The 17,792-nt window shown below is 72.0% G+C and carries 12 protein-coding genes and 1 riboswitch; of the genes, 2 read left to right on the top strand and 10 right to left on the bottom strand.

Annotated elements, in window-relative coordinates; all coding sequences use genetic code 11:
- Positions 1 to 37: 37 nt before the first annotated feature.
- Positions 38 to 271 carry a tautomerase family protein gene (locus DZA62_RS37625; RefSeq protein WP_408619078.1) on the top strand — a complete coding sequence of 78 codons (234 nt, stop codon included), beginning with the start codon at positions 38 to 40 and terminating at the stop codon, positions 269 to 271.
- Here DZA62_RS37625 and DZA62_RS17655 read toward each other — a convergent pair.
- The 6 genes from DZA62_RS17655 to DZA62_RS17680 form a co-directional block, all read right to left on the bottom strand.
- A complete protein-coding gene (locus DZA62_RS17655; RefSeq protein ID WP_116950230.1) occupies positions 221 to 1,066 on the bottom strand; it encodes an ABC transporter ATP-binding protein in 846 nt (281 codons plus the stop codon). The two genes, DZA62_RS37625 and DZA62_RS17655, sit on opposite strands and share 51 nt — an antisense overlap.
- Positions 1,063 to 2,133 (bottom strand): FecCD family ABC transporter permease, encoded by a 1,071-nt coding sequence (locus tag DZA62_RS17660; RefSeq protein WP_116950231.1) that lies wholly within the window; start codon positions 2,131 to 2,133, stop codon positions 1,063 to 1,065. The genes DZA62_RS17655 and DZA62_RS17660 overlap by 4 nt, the downstream gene beginning before the upstream one ends.
- Positions 2,130 to 3,176 carry a FecCD family ABC transporter permease gene (locus DZA62_RS17665; protein ID WP_116950232.1) on the bottom strand — a complete coding sequence of 349 codons (1,047 nt, stop codon included), beginning with the start codon at positions 3,174 to 3,176 and terminating at the stop codon, positions 2,130 to 2,132. The genes DZA62_RS17660 and DZA62_RS17665 overlap by 4 nt, the downstream gene beginning before the upstream one ends.
- 3 nt (positions 3,177 to 3,179) lie before the next feature.
- Complete coding sequence (locus DZA62_RS17670) at positions 3,180 to 4,199, bottom strand: ABC transporter substrate-binding protein (protein ID WP_198663889.1); 1,020 nt, start codon at positions 4,197 to 4,199, stop codon at positions 3,180 to 3,182.
- An 84-nt stretch (positions 4,200 to 4,283) separates the two neighbouring features.
- Positions 4,284 to 4,437: riboswitch (cobalamin riboswitch) on the bottom strand.
- Positions 4,438 to 4,686 (bottom strand): hypothetical protein, encoded by a 249-nt coding sequence (locus DZA62_RS17675; RefSeq protein ID WP_116950234.1) that lies wholly within the window; start codon positions 4,684 to 4,686, stop codon positions 4,438 to 4,440.
- A gap of 59 nt (positions 4,687 to 4,745) precedes the next feature.
- Complete coding sequence (locus DZA62_RS17680; protein ID WP_157987735.1) at positions 4,746 to 6,257, bottom strand: LuxR C-terminal-related transcriptional regulator; 1,512 nt, start codon at positions 6,255 to 6,257, stop codon at positions 4,746 to 4,748.
- 511 nt (positions 6,258 to 6,768) lie between these two features.
- Here DZA62_RS17680 and DZA62_RS17685 point away from each other — a divergent pair.
- Positions 6,769 to 11,865 (top strand): DUF7927 domain-containing protein, encoded by a 5,097-nt coding sequence (locus DZA62_RS17685; protein ID WP_198663890.1) that lies wholly within the window; start codon positions 6,769 to 6,771, stop codon positions 11,863 to 11,865.
- Between the two features lie 321 nt (positions 11,866 to 12,186).
- Here DZA62_RS17685 and DZA62_RS35775 read toward each other — a convergent pair whose 3' ends face one another.
- From DZA62_RS35775 to DZA62_RS17705, 4 genes are all read right to left on the bottom strand, one after another.
- Positions 12,187 to 12,624 (bottom strand): hypothetical protein, encoded by a 438-nt coding sequence (locus DZA62_RS35775; protein ID WP_157987736.1) that lies wholly within the window; start codon positions 12,622 to 12,624, stop codon positions 12,187 to 12,189.
- A gap of 1,155 nt (positions 12,625 to 13,779) precedes the next feature.
- Positions 13,780 to 15,414 (bottom strand): alpha/beta hydrolase, encoded by a 1,635-nt coding sequence (locus DZA62_RS17695; RefSeq protein WP_116950238.1) that lies wholly within the window; start codon positions 15,412 to 15,414, stop codon positions 13,780 to 13,782.
- Positions 15,415 to 15,536: 122 nt separating this feature from the next.
- A complete protein-coding gene (locus tag DZA62_RS17700) occupies positions 15,537 to 16,124 on the bottom strand; it encodes a dihydrofolate reductase family protein (protein WP_116950239.1) in 588 nt (195 codons plus the stop codon).
- 47 nt (positions 16,125 to 16,171) lie between these two features.
- Positions 16,172 to 17,743 (bottom strand): carboxylesterase/lipase family protein, encoded by a 1,572-nt coding sequence (locus tag DZA62_RS17705; protein ID WP_198663891.1) that lies wholly within the window; start codon positions 17,741 to 17,743, stop codon positions 16,172 to 16,174.
- Positions 17,744 to 17,792 lie beyond the last annotated feature (49 nt).

Genomic DNA, 17,792 nt, shown 5'->3' on the forward strand with positions numbered 1-17,792 from the left:
CACCGCACTCCGAAGGGAACTGATCCGTACGCCGAGCATCACCGTCCAGCTGCTGAGCGGGCGCACCGTCGAGCACAAGCGCGCCTTCGCCGTCGCCGTCACCGAGGCCGCCGTCACCGAGCTCGGGGCCCGGCCCGGCGACGTCCGCATCGCCTTCGAGCACATCGAGCCCGACGACGTCGCCAACGGCGGCGTGCTGGCGTCGGACGACTCCAGCCGGTCAGCCGTCCTGTCCGGCCTCGGCCACGTCGCGGGAGGCTCGCTCGGCTGACAGGTGCGGCAGCACCAGCGGGGTGCCCACCACGGGATCGATGATGACCTCGGCTCGCACGCCGAACACGTCGCGAACCGTCTGCGGCGTGACGACCTCCTCGGGAGCACCGTGGGTGACCACGCTCCCGTCCCGCATCGCCACCAGATGGTGGGCGTAGCGGCTGGCCAGGTTGAGGTCGTGCAGCACGAGCACGATGGTGCGGCCGAGCCGGCGGTTGAGTGAGACGAGGAGGTCGAGGACGTCGAGCTGGTGCGCGAGGTCGAGGTGGGTCGTCGGCTCGTCGAGCAGCATGATGCCGGGGTCCTGGGCCAGCGCCAGGGCGATCCACACCCGCTGTCGCTGACCGCCGGAGAGCTGGTCGATCGGGGTCTCCGCGAGTCGCCCGACCCCGGTCGCCGCCATCGCGCCGGCCACCGCCTCGTCGTCGTCGGCGCTCCACTGCCGGAACCATCGCTGGTGCGGGTGGCGGCCGCGGCCGATCAGGTCGGCGACCGTGATGCCGTCGGGAGCGACGGGTTGCTGCGGCAGCAGGCCGAGTCGCCGGGCGAGGACGCGGGTGGGCACCGTGGCGAGGTCGGCGCCGTCGAGGTGGACCCGGCCGTGCTGGGGGTCGAGCAGCCGGGCGAGCCCGCGCAGCAGCGTCGACTTGCCGCAGCCGTTGGGCCCGACGATCGCGGTGATCCGTCCCGGCGGGAGTGCGATGGTGACCCGGTCGACGATCACCGACGAGGCGTAGCCGAGGCTGAGCTCCTCGGCCGCGAGCGCGACCGGCTGAGGGGACGCGTCGGTCATCCGGCGGCTCCGATCCGTTGGGCGCGGGCGAGGAGGTAGAGCAGGACCGGCGCGCCGAGGACGGCGGTCAGCACGCCGACCGGCAGCTCGGACGGCGCGAAGAGCAGCCGGCCGGCGAGGTCGGCGCCGACGACCAGGAGGGCGCCGGCCGCGGCGGACGGGGCGAGGCCGGCCTGCCGCTCGGCGAGGGCACGGCGGACGATCTGCGGCGCCACGAGGGCGACGAAGCCGATCGGGCCGGCGGCCGCGGTCGCCAGCGCGGCGAGGACCACCGCCGCCAGCAGCAGCACCACCTTGCGACCCTGGCCGGCGCCGGTGAGCGTGCGGGTGAGGTCGTCGCCGAGCTCCAGCAGCCGCAGGTGCCGCGCCCCGACGATCAGCACCGGGGTGGTGGCGATCAGGGCGACGGCGACGATCGTCACGTGCAGGCCGCCGCGGTTGGCCAGACTGCCGGTCAGCCACGCGGCGGCGCTCATCGCCCGGTTGAGGTCCGAGCGGGTGAGCAGGTAGGAGATCGCCGACGAGAGCATCGCGGCGACACCGACCCCCACCAGGACCAGCCGGAACCCGTGCAGGCCGCGCTTGTAGGCGATGAGCAGGATCAGCACGGCCGTGAGGACGGCGCCGGCCAGTGCGCCGACGACGACCTGCACGCCGCTGCCGCCCAGGACGAGCAGCACGACCAGCGCGCCCATCGCGGCGCCGGAGTTGATCCCGAGGACGTCGGGGCTCACCAGCGGGTTGGCGGCGATCCGCTGCAGGACGGCGCCGGACAGCGCGAAGGCCGCGCCGGCGCCGAGCCCGGTGAGCGCCCGGGGCAGGCGGTCGTCGAGCACGACGTCGCGTTCGATGAGCGTTCCTCCGCCGCCGAGGATGCCGATGACGTCGCCGGCCCGGATCGGGAACACCCCGAGGGTGAGCGAGACGACGGCCACCGCGACGGCGGCCCCGCCCGCGAGCGTCGTGAACAGCACGGAGGAGCGGCTCACCCGGACCGACACCGGCCCCCGTCCCGGGGTCAGCACGACGGTGTCGCGGGTCGGCCCGCGCCGCACCAGCGCCGTCATACTCCGGTTACCTTCCGGTTGCGGACGAGGTAGAGGAAGAACGGCGCGCCGGCGAGGGCGGTGATGATCCCGACCTGGAGCTGTTCGGGCCGGACGACCACGCGCCCGGCCGTGTCGGCGATCAGCAGCAGCGTCGGCGCCAGCACCGACGTCCAGGCCAGCACCCAGCGGTAGTCCGGTCCGGCGATCATCCGGGCGATGTGCGGCACCACCAGGCCGATGAATCCCAGCGGACCGGCGATGGCCGTGGCGCCTCCGGCGAGCAGGACGACGGCGAGGGCCGCGGCGGCGCGGGCGGCCCACAGCCGGGTGCCCAGGCCGCGGGCTAGGTCGTCGCCCAGCGCGAGCGCGTTGAGCGTCCGGGTCAAGCTGGCGGCCAGGACGATTCCGGCGGCGACGAACGGCGCCACCGCGATCAGCGACGCGCCGTCGGACCGCGTGAGCGACCCGACGACCCAGAAGCGGAAGTCGTCCATGGTGGCGGCGTCCTGGAGGGTGATCATCGATGTGAGGGCCCCCAGCAGCGCGGTGAAGGCTGCGCCGGCCAGGGCCAGCTTCACGGGGGTGGCGCCGCCCAGGCCGAGCGAGCCGAGGGTGTAGACGACGACGGCGGCGATGGCGGCGCCGGCGAACGCGAACCACACGTAGCCGGCGGCGGTCGTGATGCCGAAGCCGGTCATCGCCAGTACTACCGCCAGGGCCGCGCCGGAGTTGACGCCCAGCAGACCCGGGCCGGCCAGGGGGTTGCGGGTGACCCCCTGCATCACCGCGCCGGCGATGCCAAGTGCCGCCCCGGCCAGCAGCCCGGTGACGACCCGCGGGATGCGCAGGTGCCGGACGACTCGCTCCACGTCATTCTCCGGCGGTCCGCTGACGGCGGCGGCCACGTCGGCGACGGTGACCGAGAACGTCCCGATCAGCACCGAGCCGAGCGCGACGAGCACCAGGACCACCGCGGCCAGGAGGAGGCCGAGCCCGCGACTGCGCCCGCAGCTGAGCAGCGCGGACCGGGCACGGAGCGGCGCCGCGACGGCCGTCGCCACGCTCTACTCCGTTCCGGATCCGACCTGACCGGGCTCGACGAGGTCGGGGTGCAGCAGCGAGGCGAGCAGCTCGATGGCGTGCGCGGCGCGGACGCCGGCGGCCCGGTCAGCGAAGAGGAAGGGGTAGACGGCGTCGTCGCGCACTGCGGCGACCCCCGCGAGGGCCGGGTTCTCGACGATGGAGCGCACCTCCTCGGCGCCGTCCTCGCGGGTGTAGGAGGCGTCGCAGCACGTGCTGGTGAGGATGACGTCCGGGTCGCGGCGCATCAGCTCCTCCAGGTCGATCTCGACGTGCCGCCGCTCGGTGAGATCCTCGAAGGCGTTCACGCCACCGGCGTGCTCGATGATCTGGGTGCCGAAGTCGACGCCGCCGGCGACCCGGATGCCGCCGCCCTCGTCGAGGAGGACGATGGCGACGCTGGGTCGCGGCGCCCCGGCGACGGCGGTGCCGACGGCCTCGATGCGAGTCCGCTGATCGGCGATGATCTCCTCGGCGCGCTCCTCGACGCCGAAGAGGGTGCCGAAGTCGCGCAGGTCGTCGAAGATGGTGTCGACGCGGACGGTGGCCGGGTCGATCGCCTCGTCCGAGAGTCCGTCGGCGCTCGGGCACAGCGGGCTGAGGATCCACGACTGGATGCCGACCTCGGCGAGGCCGGCCCGAGTGCCGAAGCTGGTGTCGCCCGCTCCGTCCTCGGTGAAGACGTTGTTGTAGCCGGAGAGCACGAAGTCCGGTCCCGTGGCCAGCAGCGCCTCGCGGCTGGGCAGTCGCTCGACGTAGGCCGCGTGGTCCTGCGCCTCGGCGTAATCCGGAAGCACCTGTGCGTCGAGAAACGCGGTCTCCACCAGGCGGTCGCTGATGCCGAGCGCATGGGCGATCTCGATGGCCGGCTGGTAGGCGGCGTAGACGCGCTCCGGCGGGCCGTCGACGGTGACGTCGATGCCGCAGTTGCTCACGGTGGTGCCGCCCGCGGCCACATCCTCGGAGCTGTCGCCGGCCGCACAGCCGGCCAGCACGAGGACCACGACGGCCACGATGGACGCGGAAGGGAAGGGAGAGAAGGAGTGCACGACTCGGCACAGCCTTTCTGGGGGTACGCCGCCCCGTGCTCGAAAGGTACGAGTGGGGCGAGTATCTGGCTCACGGACGCTTCACGAAGCGCCGCTCACAGTGGCGGTACCGCGCCGGAGTCGCACCGGCTTCCTCGGATCCCATCGCAACGGACGAAGCGAATGTAGCAGGACCGAACGGATGCCCAGTGCGTCAGCGCCACGCGACGCGCAGCGCGGTCGTCGCGGCGAACGGGTCGAGGCCGCGATGCGTGACGAGGATGCCCTCGCCCTCGGGCGTGGCGGTGCGCACGGGTTCGCCGCCCGCGCCGGGCGGCAACACGACCCACGCGCGGCGCCGGCCCGCCGCGAAGGCCGCGCCGAGGGCGTCGAGGGCGAGGCGCTGGTGCCGGCGGAACGGTCGCGGATAGCCGACGCCCGCCCACGGCACCTCGACGCGCATCGGCACATCATGCCCGACGCCGGCCGCCGCCCGCCGTCACCGCGCGTGGCGGACCGCCCTCAGAACTCCATCTTGCGTGTCGCTTGGAGGGCTTCCTCGCGGGTGTTGACGCTGAGCTTGCGGTAGAGGTTGCGCAGGTGGGTCTTGACGGTGTTCGGCGACAGGAACAGCTGCTGGGAAATGTCGCGCACCGACGTCTTGGTGCGCAGGGCGAGCAGGATCTCCAGCTCGCGGCGGGTGAGCTGGGGCGAGCGCTGGTACCGGTAGAGCGTGCGGGCGTCGGGCGGGTCGTCGACGAGGGCGGCGAGGCGCTCGCGCAGGCCCGCGGCGCACTCGGCGACGGCGAGGCGATCGCCGAGTTTCGTGATGCCGCCGGCCGCGGCGCCGAGCGCCTCGTCGGCTCGCTCGTCGTTCTGCAGCAGGTGGTAGGCGTTGGCGCGGATCAGGTGCCAGGACGCCCGGGTCGGGAGGAACGGCGTGCGCACGCCGTCGGTGCCGAGCAGGTCGAGGGCGGCGCGCGGGTTGCCGGTCAGGTTGTGCAGGCGTGCCCGCGACATCAGCGTCCAGGGTGCGTCGCCGGCGATGTCGGGCTGGTCGAGCAGGTTCATGGCGCGGTCGACCAGGCCGAGCGCCTGGTAGGTGTCGGCGAGGTCGCTGACCAGCAGCGTGCGTGCCATCGACCCGGCCGGCGCGAGCTGCCGGAAGGTGAGCAGCGAACGCTCGACCAGCGCGGCGGCCTCTTGCGGTTCGCCCCAGTGCAGCTGCCAGAGCGCCTGGGCGTGCACGCCGAGCCACCAGAACTCGTCGGTCTTCGCCGCCTCGTCGAGGTGGTCCAGCGCGGCCGCGGCCTGCTCGCGGTCGTGCGCGCCGAGGGCGATCAGGGCCGGTGCGAAGGCGCCTCCGCACTCGTAGAGGAAGGCGAGCGTGCCCGGTTCCGACTGGCGCACCGGCACCTGCGGATCGACGAGCTCGGCGGCCGCCCGGAAGTCGCCGGCCAGGGCCAGGGTGGTGGCGAGGTAGTTGCGGGCGTGGCGTTCGGCCGGGTGCGGCTGCCAGTGCTGGCTCCAGCGCAGCGCGGAGCTGAACGCGGCGATGCCCCCGGCGAGGTCGCCGGTCATCAGCCTGGTCGCCCCGACGGGGAAGAACATGCAGGCCACGAAGTCGTCGAAGTCGACGTAGTCGGTCGAGGTCTCGATCGCCTGCTCGATCTGGTCGGCTACCCGGAGGGCCTCGTCGAACTGCCCCATGAAGCGCCGGTACTGCAGCTGCGCGATCAGCAGGGTGACGGCGTCGCGGGTCAGCACCGGATCCTGTTCGCCCACCCAGGCGGTGAACACCTCGAGCGGCTCGGTCTCGAAGACCGAGAAGCGCTTGTTGATGGCCCGCAGTCCCGCGCGGGCGTAGTACTGCCGCGGATACCGCCGGATCCACTCCTCCGGTGCCGCCTCGAGAGCATCCTGCAGCTCCGCCGGGCAGATCAGGGACATCCGGAAGAAGCTGTTGTCGCACAGCGTCGCGAAATCGTCCCACCGACCGTCCGCGACGATCTCGGCGAGATCTCGAGCACTCACGTCGTACCTCACGATCGCATCGATGGGTTGAGCCGACTGTATCCGGATCCGCCGGGCCGGGCGGCCGGTCCGGCGCCGGAGCGGGGTGAGCACGGGGTGAGTGCGACACCCCGGCTCGACGCCGTGGTCAATGAGGTATCAGCTCCGGGCGTCCAAGGCGCCGAAGTCAGCCGAACGGATGAATGAACTCACCCATTTCTCACCCTCATTCACCCCGGTTCTCAACCCAGAAACACCCTGGTCCGACCGGTGTGATTACGCCGCATTCCTGCGCCACGGAGGAGCGGGCTGTAAAGCTGGGCGCCGTCGCTTCGGGCCGGTCGGAAATGCACGCCGGCGCGTTTCGATGTGTTGCCGGGGGGCAATTTGTTCGGCTTTTCGTAGTGGGTGGGGAGGCACCATGTCCGCAGGACCGATCAAGTCAGATACTCGTGGAAGAGGCGGTGCGCGGCGGCCACGCGTACGCCGTGGCCTCGCGGCCGCGCTGGTGATGGTGACGTCGTCGGCCGGGATGGCGATCGCGACCACCGGAGTGGCCGATGCCGCGCCGGTGTACGAGATCACCGGACGCTGGATCGACCCTCCGGACGTAGTCGCTTCGGGTACTCCGGTGGTCGCCGAATGGCGGGTGAATGTCAATGACGACCAGGAGGCGCCTGGCAATGAGGACGTCGACAACGTCAATTTCTCGGTCACTCTGGAGCACGGTTTCTTCGACGCCGTCCCCGAGGCCTGCCTGACGAACGACGTCGACCCGGTGTCAGAGATCTCGGCGGATCGTCGCACGTTGCTGTGCAATCTCGGCACCCATCGTGAGGGCACCGCGGTCGTCGTCCAGACGGGCATCGAGGCCGACGGCGAAACCGGCGACGAGGTGAGCGCGATCGGCACCATCGACGGGCTCACCGCCGAGGTGCCACCGATCCCGATCGACAACCCCTTCAGGATGGACATCGCCTGGAGCTCGTCCACCGCAGGTGTCGCCTACGACGACGAGGGCGACTTCGTCGACCTGGACCTGGAATGGACCTTGTTCCTCGGGGCGGGGAGCGACCCGGGCCCTGACTCCGTCACGTACACCCTCACGACCAGCACCGGCACGGGGGCGGCGTTGGCGGTCGGCCCGAACGCCTGCTCCGCCTTCGCCGGCGGCGCCGCCGGAAACCCGGCTGGAGCGATCGGGCACCCGTGGTCCGACGACACCCATGCCGCCGAGCAGACCGCGCCGTTCGTCGACAGCTGCACCTTGACGCAGACCGGGCCGAACACGTTCGCCCTGACGTTGGCCGGGATCGACTACTCGCGGGTCCAGGTGCCGACCCAGGACTCGACCGGCCGGCCGTTGCCGACCGACACCCAGGCCGTGGCCAGCGGCTCGGTCTGGTTCCGGGTCGCCGGCGTGCAGAACGACAGCATCACCCTGACGTCGGACGCCCCGGTCTACACGTCACCGGCCGGCGAGACGTCCGAGGACGACCCGGCGAACAACGTGTCGAGCAAGACCTGGACCCGGGGCGGCTGGAGCAACGCGTACCGGCCGGACTATTCAGGGATCGAGGTGCCGTCCTGGTGGAGCAACCAGTTCAAGGTCTCGCCCGGAACGGTGGTCGACGCCACGACGGTCCACGGCCTCGGCACGGGCGACCATGCGCCGACCGACGTCATCAGCCAGTGCGTCATCCTCGACTCGGCCCACGTGACCTTCACCGACTACGACCTGTGGACGAGTTGGGGCGGCCCGTCGGTGGTCGGGGCGACCGTCGAGTACTACGTGGGCACCGAGGCGTCGGTGACGCCTGGCAGCGGCGGCTACGACCCGAACGGCTTCACCTGCGCCACCGATCCCGGTGGCTGGACGACGACCGAGCCGGCCGACCTCTCCACCGTGAAGGCGGTGCGGGCGACCTACCCGTTCGCCGCGGTCGCCGGGGCGGCCAACGTCCCGCTCCAGGTGCACTTCGTCGTGAACGACGACACGCCGATCGGCCAGGACGTCTGGGAGTTCGGTGAGCTGGCGATCAACGGCGACTGGTCCCGGCCGAGCCGGACCCTCGACCCGACCGACGGCAGCGGCCCGCGCACGCCGGGGATGCGCTACCCCTACATCGGCTCCGGCCGCGACGTCCTCTACGTCATCGGCGCCACCCCGGCGGTGACGAAGACCGCGGAGCAGAGCGTCGTCACGCCCGGCGTGCCGGTCGACTTCACGCTGACCTACTCGGCCAACGGGACCGGCGCGATTCCGCCGACGGTCGACGGCTACCAACTCGTGGACACGCTGCCTCCCGGCATGACGTACGTCGAGGGATCGGCGGATCCCGAGCCCGTGGTGGCGCCTGACGGCTCCGGCCGGTACGTGCTGACCTGGAACCTCGACGGCGTGGCCACCAACGTGGCGAACGAGCTCACCTACCAGGCCGTCGCCGACTCCTCGGTCGAACCGGGAACGCGGCTCACCAACACGGTCGAGGCGACGTACGGGGACATCAGCGTCGACGACGACGCGCAGGTGGCCGTCTCGACCGACGGCTACACGACGATCCTCAAGACCTCGGACGTCGAGTACATCCCGAACGTCAACGGCTACGGCGTCGGCTCGGGGTCGTGGACGGTGACGATCGAGTCGGCCGATCCCTACCCGCAGGCGTTCACCGACACCATCGACATCCTCCCGTACAACGGCGACCAGCGCGGGACGTCGTTCTCCGGCGCCTACACGCTGGACGACGTCGTGCTGCCCGACGGCGGGACGCTGTACTACACCGACGCCGACCCGGCGACCCTGATCGACGATCCCGCCGACGCGTCCAACGGCGCCGCCGGCGACCCGTCGGGCAACACCGCCGGCTGGACCACGACCCGGCCGGCGGCTCCGACCGCGATCCGGGTGATCGGGCCGGAGCTGGCCTCGGGCGGGACGTTCTCGTTCCAGGTGCCGATCACCACCGACGGCGCGGAGGCCGGGGACGTGTACGTCAACCGGGCGCAGGCGCGGGCCGAGCACACCGAGCTGGTGATGCGCACGTCGGCCCCGCTGTACGTCTCGGACTACGCGGTCGCGAAGACGTCGGACCCGGCTCCGGGTTCGACGGTGCAGCCCGGTGACACGATCACCTACACCATCACCGTCGCGCAGGAGGGCCCGGTGCCCGCCTCGGCGGCCTGGACGGACTCGCTCGAGGACGTGCTCGACGACGCCGTCTACAACGACGATGCGGCCGCCGACATCGGCGCCGTCACCTACGCCGACGGGGTGCTCTCCTGGGAGGGCGTGGTCCCGGTGGGCGAGGTCGCGACCATCACCTACTCGGTGACGGTGAAGGACGTCGCGGGCCTCGAGGCCGACGGCGACACCGTCGTCGACAACAGCGTCTGGTCCCCCGGCTGCCCCGACGCGGCCGAGGGCGAAGAGAACCCGTGCGAGCCGCCGCCGATCCGCGTCGGCTGGTACGAGTACTCCAAGACGGCCGACCCGGCGCCAGGCTCGACGGTGCTGGTCGGCGAGATCGTCACCTACACCGTCCTGATCGAGCAGCACGGTGAGGGCGCCGTGGCGGGCGCGTTCGTGGAGGACGACCTGACGGCCGTGCTCGACGACGCCACCTGGAACGACGACGCCGCCGCCACCTCGGGGACGGTGTCCTACACCGAGCCGACGCTGCGCTGGGACGGCGACCTGGCCGTCGGCGACGTGGTCACGCTGACCTACTCGGTGACCACGACCGCGGTCGGCGAGGGCGACGACCAGCTGCACAACGTCGTCACGTCGGTCTGCGAGCCGGACGACCCGGACTGTCATCCGGGCGTGTGCGTGCCGGCGCCGGACGAGAACCCGAACTGCGAGACCGACCACGTCAAGGGCGACTACGTCGTCACGAAGACGTCGGACCCGGCGACCGGCTCGGAGGTCGAGGTGGGCGACGTCATCACCTACACCGTGACGGTGACGCAGAACGGGGCCGGCGCCGTGGCAGAGGCCGGGTTCACCGACGACATGACCCAGGTGCTCGACGACGCCACGTACAACGACGACGCGGCCGCCTCGTCCGGCCCGGAGCCGACGTACGACGAGCCCACGCTGGCCTGGTCGGGCCCGCTCGCGGTCGGTGAGGTCGTGACCGTCACGTACTCGGTGACCGTCACCGCCGAGGGCGACCGGTTCCTGAAGAACGTCGTCATGACGCCGGACCCCGAGCAGTGCGTGCCCCTGGAGGGGCAGGACGAGGCCTGCACCACCGAGCATGTCAACGGCGAGTTCACCTACTCGAAGACGTCGGACCCGGAACCGGGCGCGACGGTCGAGGAGGGCGACGTCGTCACCTACACGGTCGTCATCTCACAGGTCGGCGCGGCGCCGGTCGAGGGCGCCACGGTCGACGACGACCTGTCGGCGGTGCTCGATGACGCGACGTGGAACGACGACGCGACGGCCTCGGCGGGCGAGGTGTCGTTCGCCGACCCGACGCTCACCTGGACCGGCGACCTCGCCGTCGGCGACGTCGTCACGCTCACCTACTCGGTGACCGTCGGGCCGCTCGGCGAGGGCGACGACCAGCTGAAGAACGTCGTCACCTCACCGCACCCCGACGGGGTCTGCGTGCCGGCCGCGGACGAGAACCCGGACTGCACGACGACGCACGTCATGGGCGACTACGTGGTCGCCAAGACGTCGGACCCCGAGTCGGGCGCGACGGTCGAGGAGGGCGACGTCGTCACCTACACGGTGACGGTGACACACACCTTCGGCGCGCCGGTCGGGGCGAGCTTCGAGGACGACCTGGCCGACGTGCTCGACGACGCGACCTGGAACGACGACCTCGAGGCGTCGGGCGGTGAGGCCGCGTTCGACGGGACCACGCTGACGTGGGCCGGCGACCTCGCGGCCGGCGACGTCGTGACGGTGACCTACTCGGTGACCGTCACCTCCGACGGCGACCAGCACCTGAGGAACGTCGTCACCACGCCGGACCCGGAGCACTGCGTGCCCGCGGAGGGGCAGGACAAGGCCTGCACCACGGAGCACTTCAGCAGCGGGTACACGTACTCCAAGACCTCGGACCCGGCCCCCGGCTCCGACGTCGAGGAGGGCGACGTCATCACTTACACCGTGTTGGTCGAGCAGGACGGCCCGGTGCCCGTGATCGGCGCGACGGTGACCGACGACCTCTCCGGCGTGTCTCCGTACGCGGACTGGAACGACGACGCCGCGGCCACGTCGGGTGAGGTGTCGCTGGACGGGACCCAGCTCACCTGGACCGGTGACCTCGCCGTCGGGCAGATCGTCACCATCACCTACTCGGTGACGGTCGGCGACGCGGAGAACGCCACGATCCGCAACGTCGTCACCAGCCTGGACGACGACGCCACCTGCGTGCCGGCGCCGGACGGGAACCCGGACTGCCGGACCGAGCACTACACGCCGGGTGCGCAGCCGCCGGCTCCCGAGGAGCCCGGTGAGCCGGGCGAGCCCGACCTGCCGGACACCGGCGCCGACTCGATGTCCGTGGCTCTGACGGCGGGCGCCGTGCTCCTGCTCGCCGGCGCGGGCTTCGGGCTGGTCGCCCGGCGGCGTCGCGGATCGGCCACTGAGGGCGGCTCGACCGGCTGAGGCCGGCCGGGTCACGGGGGCCGGAGCGGGGCCTCGTCCATCGGGACGAGGCCCCGCTCCAGGCGTCTTGTGGACCCGCACCCGTTCTCCGAGCCAGCCGCGCCGCTCGGCCTCACGCCCCGCCTGGAAGCGGCTGGTGACCCCATCCCCCTTCATGCCTCGATGTCCGGCCTCCACGTCGCGAATCAAGGGCGCTTCGCGTCACGACGTGATCGGCTTCGTCGACCCTCGACACGGCTCGATCGGCCTGGGGCGGCAATTGAGGGAAGGGGAAGGAGCAGCGGGCTCTACTGGCCGGGCCCGGGGTAGATGGTGCGCAGATCACCAATCACTGACTGCATCTCCGTGAGCGAGTCGTGCGCGGCCGACATTGCTTCGACGACGCGGTCGACGCGTCCGCGGTGGGTCGCCGCCGTGAGCGCCTGGCCATCCTGCGGGTACAACCGGCCGGACGAAACGCAGCTCCAGACCGGCGTCACGTTCGGCGAGCCGGGTCAGCCGTTCGATGATCTCGGCGTCGGTAGCGCCGGGCAGGTAGTGCTCCCGCACGTCCGCCAGCAGCACGGGTGTCCACATTGCCTGTTGCGCAATGTCCACGAGCTGCAACAGCTCGGCGGCGGCCTGGCGAGCCTCGCGCAGGTTGAAGCCGACCTTCGCGTACTGCTGGCTCTCGGGCGGCTTGACTTCCAGATCGATCTGGGGCGTGCCGTGCCAGTGGTGCGCGACGAGTTCACCGACCATCTCGTCAACGAACGGCATGCGGGCGATGATGTCGCTTCTCGGGGTCCGGTGGGTTCACCACGGGTCTCTCCCTGCTTGATTCAGGTTGGGATCAAGTCCCCGGCCCGGTGTTGGTAGCACTGGCCGGGGCGACTGGGGATGAGATCGAACGCCGAGTGCCGGCGAACCCCGGACCGGTCCCAGAACCCATGGTTTGGCCCATGGAAATGAAGCGACGGCGGCGCGAACCGACGAGAACCTTCGAGGAAGCCGGATCGGCATCGCCGCTGGCCAGAGCTCCGAAAACAAGACGCTGAGGACCAATGAGAGAGCCCTGCCGCCAATCAGAGGGCTCCTGGTTCGAGTCCAGGTGCGGGAGCCAACACCCAAGGTCACAGGCCAGGGGGCTATTCGGCTCCACACAGCAGCCCATGGTTTCGCCTTCCGCCGCATTGCGGAACTTCACGTCCAGCGCCTCAGCGGCGGCCGGGGGTGGCGGCGCGCCGGCCCTGATAGCTGTCCTGCGTCATCGACACGCAAGCTTGCCCGATCTGGTCGGCCACCTGCCCGAGCGGCGAACCCGGCATTCATCCATGACGGTTGCCGTCGTCTTTGCGGTAGTTGTGCGAGGTCAGCCACGAATACCGGTGAGTCGAGCTGAGCGCCCGGCATGAACCGACACCTGAGCATCGCGACGGCCACGAGCGGCAGCGGCAGCGGCAGTGCCCGATCGAAGCAGTTCTTGATCCACTTGCGGATGAGGCCCTGGCCAGTGACGCGGACGATGGTGTGTTCCCGTCCGACCTGCTCGGCATCCACACCACGACCGCCGTCGCCCGACCCTCGCCTCCCGCGACTGTCCGGTTCGCACACGATCGCCTGCCCCGGCGCAGCACCCGCAGTCATGGCCCTGAAGGTGCTGCTCTGGCGATATAAACAGCGCCGTACCCATCACCACCGCCGACACCGCGGCGCGTGCTGGAGATCAATCGTCATCAACCGGTGGCGAGACCATGGTGTCGCCACCGGTTGATGATCACGGACGACGATGGTTGAGCAGAAGCCGGTCAGCGCATGGGACTCATGATCCCTGGGTCGTCCGTTCGAGTCCCACCCGCCCTACCAGCGAAGACGGCCACTCCGTCGCGTGGGATGGCTGACGTCGCGTGCCACCGGGTTGAGGCACGGTTCCCGCTACCCCGCCTGCGGGGCGGGCGGCCGGGTGGTGCCAGGCGGTACGGCGCAGACGGTGCCGTCGGCGGGGAGGGTCCGGTCGATGAGCGCCGCGTCGACCGCGTCGTCGACGCACGGGCCACTGGTGCGGTACGAGGTGTGGCCCACGCCTTCGCGGGTCAGCAGGACGGCGTCCTCCAGACGCGCGGTCATGGCCTCGGCCCAGTGGTGCGGCGAGACGTTGTCCAGGCGGCCGCCGACCACCAGGATCGGCGGGGCGCCGGCGCCGGTGAGCTCCTGCGTGAACCGGTCCTCGTTCTCGGCGGGCCACAGCGCACAGTTGAGGGCACTGTAGGCGGCCCGGCTGCCCAGCCGCTCGCCGCGTGCGTCGATCTTCTTCGCCGCGGCACGATGCTCGGGCAGTCTGCCCAGCTCCGGCCAGTCGGCGCACCGGACGCCGGTATGCGGCTCCTGGAGGGTCGCGAACGGACCGCCGAACGGCGTGACCGTGACGTTCGAGACCATGACATGCAGGAACGTGCCGTCGCCCTGCTGCGCGCCGAGCAGCCCCGCCGCGAGCACGGGCCAGAGCACCCGGTTGCCGGCGGCGGCTCGCACGCCCTCGAGCGCCATCGCGCCGTCGAGCGCGCCGCCGGGCGTGAGCCCCTCGACCGGCGGGACCTGCAGCGGCTCCGCCTCCAGGGCGGCGATCAGGTCGTCGAACGCGGCCTCAGGGTCAGCGTCGCCGAACGCGCACACCTCCGCGCCCTCGGCGCGGCAGGTCTCGAACCAGGCGTCGAGCGTCTCCTCGTTGGACACCGCGACCTCGTCGAGGAGCCGCAGCGGGTCGTGCTGCCAGAGTTCGGTGTCGACCGGGGCGTCGATGACCATCTGGCGGACGCGGTCAGGGAACAGCGTGGCGTACATGGGCCCCACCACCGTGCCGTAGGAGGCGCCGTAGAAGGTGATCTGTTCCTCACCGAGCGCGGCGCGCACCTGGTCCAGGTCTCGCGCCACGTTGTCGGTGGACAGGCTCGCCAGGAACGCGGGGCTCTGGTGGTCCAGGCAGCCCTTCGTGAAGGTGCGGGCGTCGAGAAGCAGCCGGCCGAACGGCTTCCCGCCGGGGATGGTCGGGTCGCGGTCCTCGGCCGCCTGCTCGGCCCGCTGCTCGTCGGTGAGGCAGCGCACGGCGCCGGACTCACCGACACCGCGCGGGTCCACGCCGACGACGTCGAACCGGGCGACGACGTCGGGCGAGTACGGGCCCGCGTCGTTGGCGGCGTCGATGGACGCCACCGTCTCGGTGGCGGGCACGCCCGGGCCGCCCGGGTTGATGAACAGGCTGCCGATGCGCCGGTCCGGATCGGTGGCGCGGTGCCGGGTCACGGCGAGCGGGATCTGCTCGCCGTCGGGGTCGGTGTACTCCAGCGGTACCTCGACGGTGGCGCAGTCCAGGCCGCTCCCGCATTCCTCCCAGTCGACCGGGTCGGGGACGGGCGCAGGCACGGACGGGCTGGAGGTGGCGGCCGGGTCGTCCGGCGACGCCGTGCTGGTCCCGCCGGCGAGGCCGGTCAGGGCCAGCGCGGCGACAGCCAGCACCGAGGCGATCCGTCGGGGTGCCTGGGACGCGCGGGCCGGTCGGGGTGGGAGTGGCATGGCATCGACGCTATGCGGGCCGTCCGGCGCCAGCATCCGCCGAAGGGTTCGGACCGGAAGACCAAAGTCGCAGTGCCGGCGCGGCCCGGCGGGTTGCGGTCCAGGCGCGGGACCCACCCTCCTCAGCGTCGGACCGGATAGCGCAGGTGCAGGGCCCGCCGGCCCTGCACGACCACCGGGTCCTCGAGCAGCTGGTGTCCGCCCTCGAGGGTCGAGAAGTACGCGATGCCCTCGCCGAACAGCACCGGAACGAGGCTCACGCAGACCTCGTCGAGCAGGCCGAGGGCGAGTGCCTGCTGGGTGATGTTCGCGCTCGCGATCGTGACGTCCTTGTCCCCGGCGATCCGCTTCGCCCGCTCGACCGCCGCCTCGACGCTGTCGACGAAGGTCGTGGTGGGCCACCTCTCGGCGGCGTCCGCGGGCGGGCGGTGCGTCACCACGACGACGGGTGAGCCGGCGGGGTGCTGGTCGTCCCAGCCGTCGGCGATGTCGAACAGGCGCCGGCCGGCGATCAGCGCGCCGACGTTCTCGGTCAGCTCCCGCAGCACCGTGGCGCTCGCCTCGTCGACGGCGAACCTGACGGTCTCGTTGGGATTCTCGACGGCGACGTCACCGGCTTCGTACCACTCGAACAGCTCGCCGATCCCGTCGTCGGGCTGGGCGATGTAGCCGTCCAGCGACATCGTCATGTGGCTCAGGACCTTGCCCATCGTGGACCTCCTTCGTCAGCCGTACCGACCTCCCGCGGCCGGTGAACTCATCGCGGCAGCGCCGACCACAGGTCGCAGCGGTGGCCGGCCGCGAACGGCGCCGGGCCGACGTGGTCCGCCGACAGGCCGAGCACGGTACCGGTCGCACCGAGCTCCGGCCAGGAGGTGCGGCCGGGACCGTTGGGGTCACCGGTGCGGGCGAACGCCGCCCAGTAGTCGATCATCGTCGCCGACAGGCGCTCCTGGTCCGGGCCCAGCGGCGGGTACGGGTCCCAGGCCAGGTCCAGGTCCCACAGGTACGGCAGCTCCAGGCCGTGGAACGCGCCCATCGGAAAGCCCTGCTCCACCACGCCGCTGTCCTCGGCGAACTCGTAGGCGTAGACCGGCTGGTGGACGGCGGCGGCCTCGGCCGTGCGCAGCACCGGGCAGGCGCCGATCCACGCGCCCCAGTCGCCCAGCACCGTCGCCAGCGCGACCGCCGGGTCGTCATCGCCCAGCGGGTATTCCGCCAGCACCGTCGCCGCGTCGGCGCCGAACGCGTCGGTGAGCAGCGTGGCGTAGTCGTCCGCCGTCACCGTCTCACCGACGACGAACGCCCGCATCTCGTCCCTGGTGGCGCCCGTCAGCAGCGGGACCCGAGCGGCCGAGCCGTCGCGCAGGGCGTCGGCCGGCTGACGGGGCAGCAGCGGCGTCCCCGCGACAGGGTTCCACGGCCGGTCCGCGACCCGGGCGGTCAGGTCGGTCCCGATTCCCGCGAGCGCGGCCACCAGCCGGTCCAGCGGAAGGTCGCGCAGGCACCCCGCCACGTCGGCGGCCTCGGCACACCCGAGCTCGGTCGTCGCCCGTTCGCCGAACGCCCGCGCCTCGGCCAGCGTCGGCACGGGGTTGTCGCAGGCGCCGCTCTGCACGATCGCCCGGTGGAACAGGCCGCGTGCCTCGGGCGAGGCGAGCTGGGCGCACACCGAGCGGGCGCCCGCGGACTGGCCGGCCAGCGTGACGTTGCCCGGGTCGCCGCCGAACCGCGCCGCGTTGCGACGGACCCAGCGCAGCGCCGCCGCCTGGTCCATCAGCCCGTAGTTGCCGCCCACGGCGTCGAGCGACGGTGCGGACAGGAAACCGAGCGCGCCGAGCCGGTAGTTCACGGTCACGACGACGACGTCGCCCGCGGTGGCGAGCCGGGCACCGTCGTACTCGCGCGCACCGCCGGTGGTGAAGCCGCCGCCGTGCAGCCAGACGAGCACCGGCAGCCGGTCGCCGCGCCCGGCGCCGGCCGGCACGGTGACGTCGAGGTACAGGCAGTCCTCCTGCCCGGCGACGACGTCCCGCCCCGCGCGATGCGGACAGAACGGGCTCGGCGTGGTGGCATCGCGGACGCCGCGCCACGGCCGGGTGCCGGCCGGCGGCTGCCACCGCCGCTCCCCCACCGGCGGCGCCGCGTAAGGGATGCCGGCGTAGGTGACGTGGTCGCCGGCCACGCTGCCGCGCAGCCAGCCCGAGTCGACCCGGACGACGCCCGGCTCCGGCGGACCCACGGCCGGTGCGGGCGCGGCGACGACGGCGGTGACGATGACGGTGGCGGCAACGGTGGACAGGACTCGGGCGAGGGCACGCATCGACATGCCGGTCAGTCTTCAGAGCCGGCCCCCGCGGCGCGTCCGCTCAGCAGAC

Origin of the sequence: Jiangella endophytica (genome assembly GCF_003427025.1) — a bacterium.
Lineage (GTDB): Bacteria > Actinomycetota > Actinomycetes > Jiangellales > Jiangellaceae > Jiangella > Jiangella endophytica.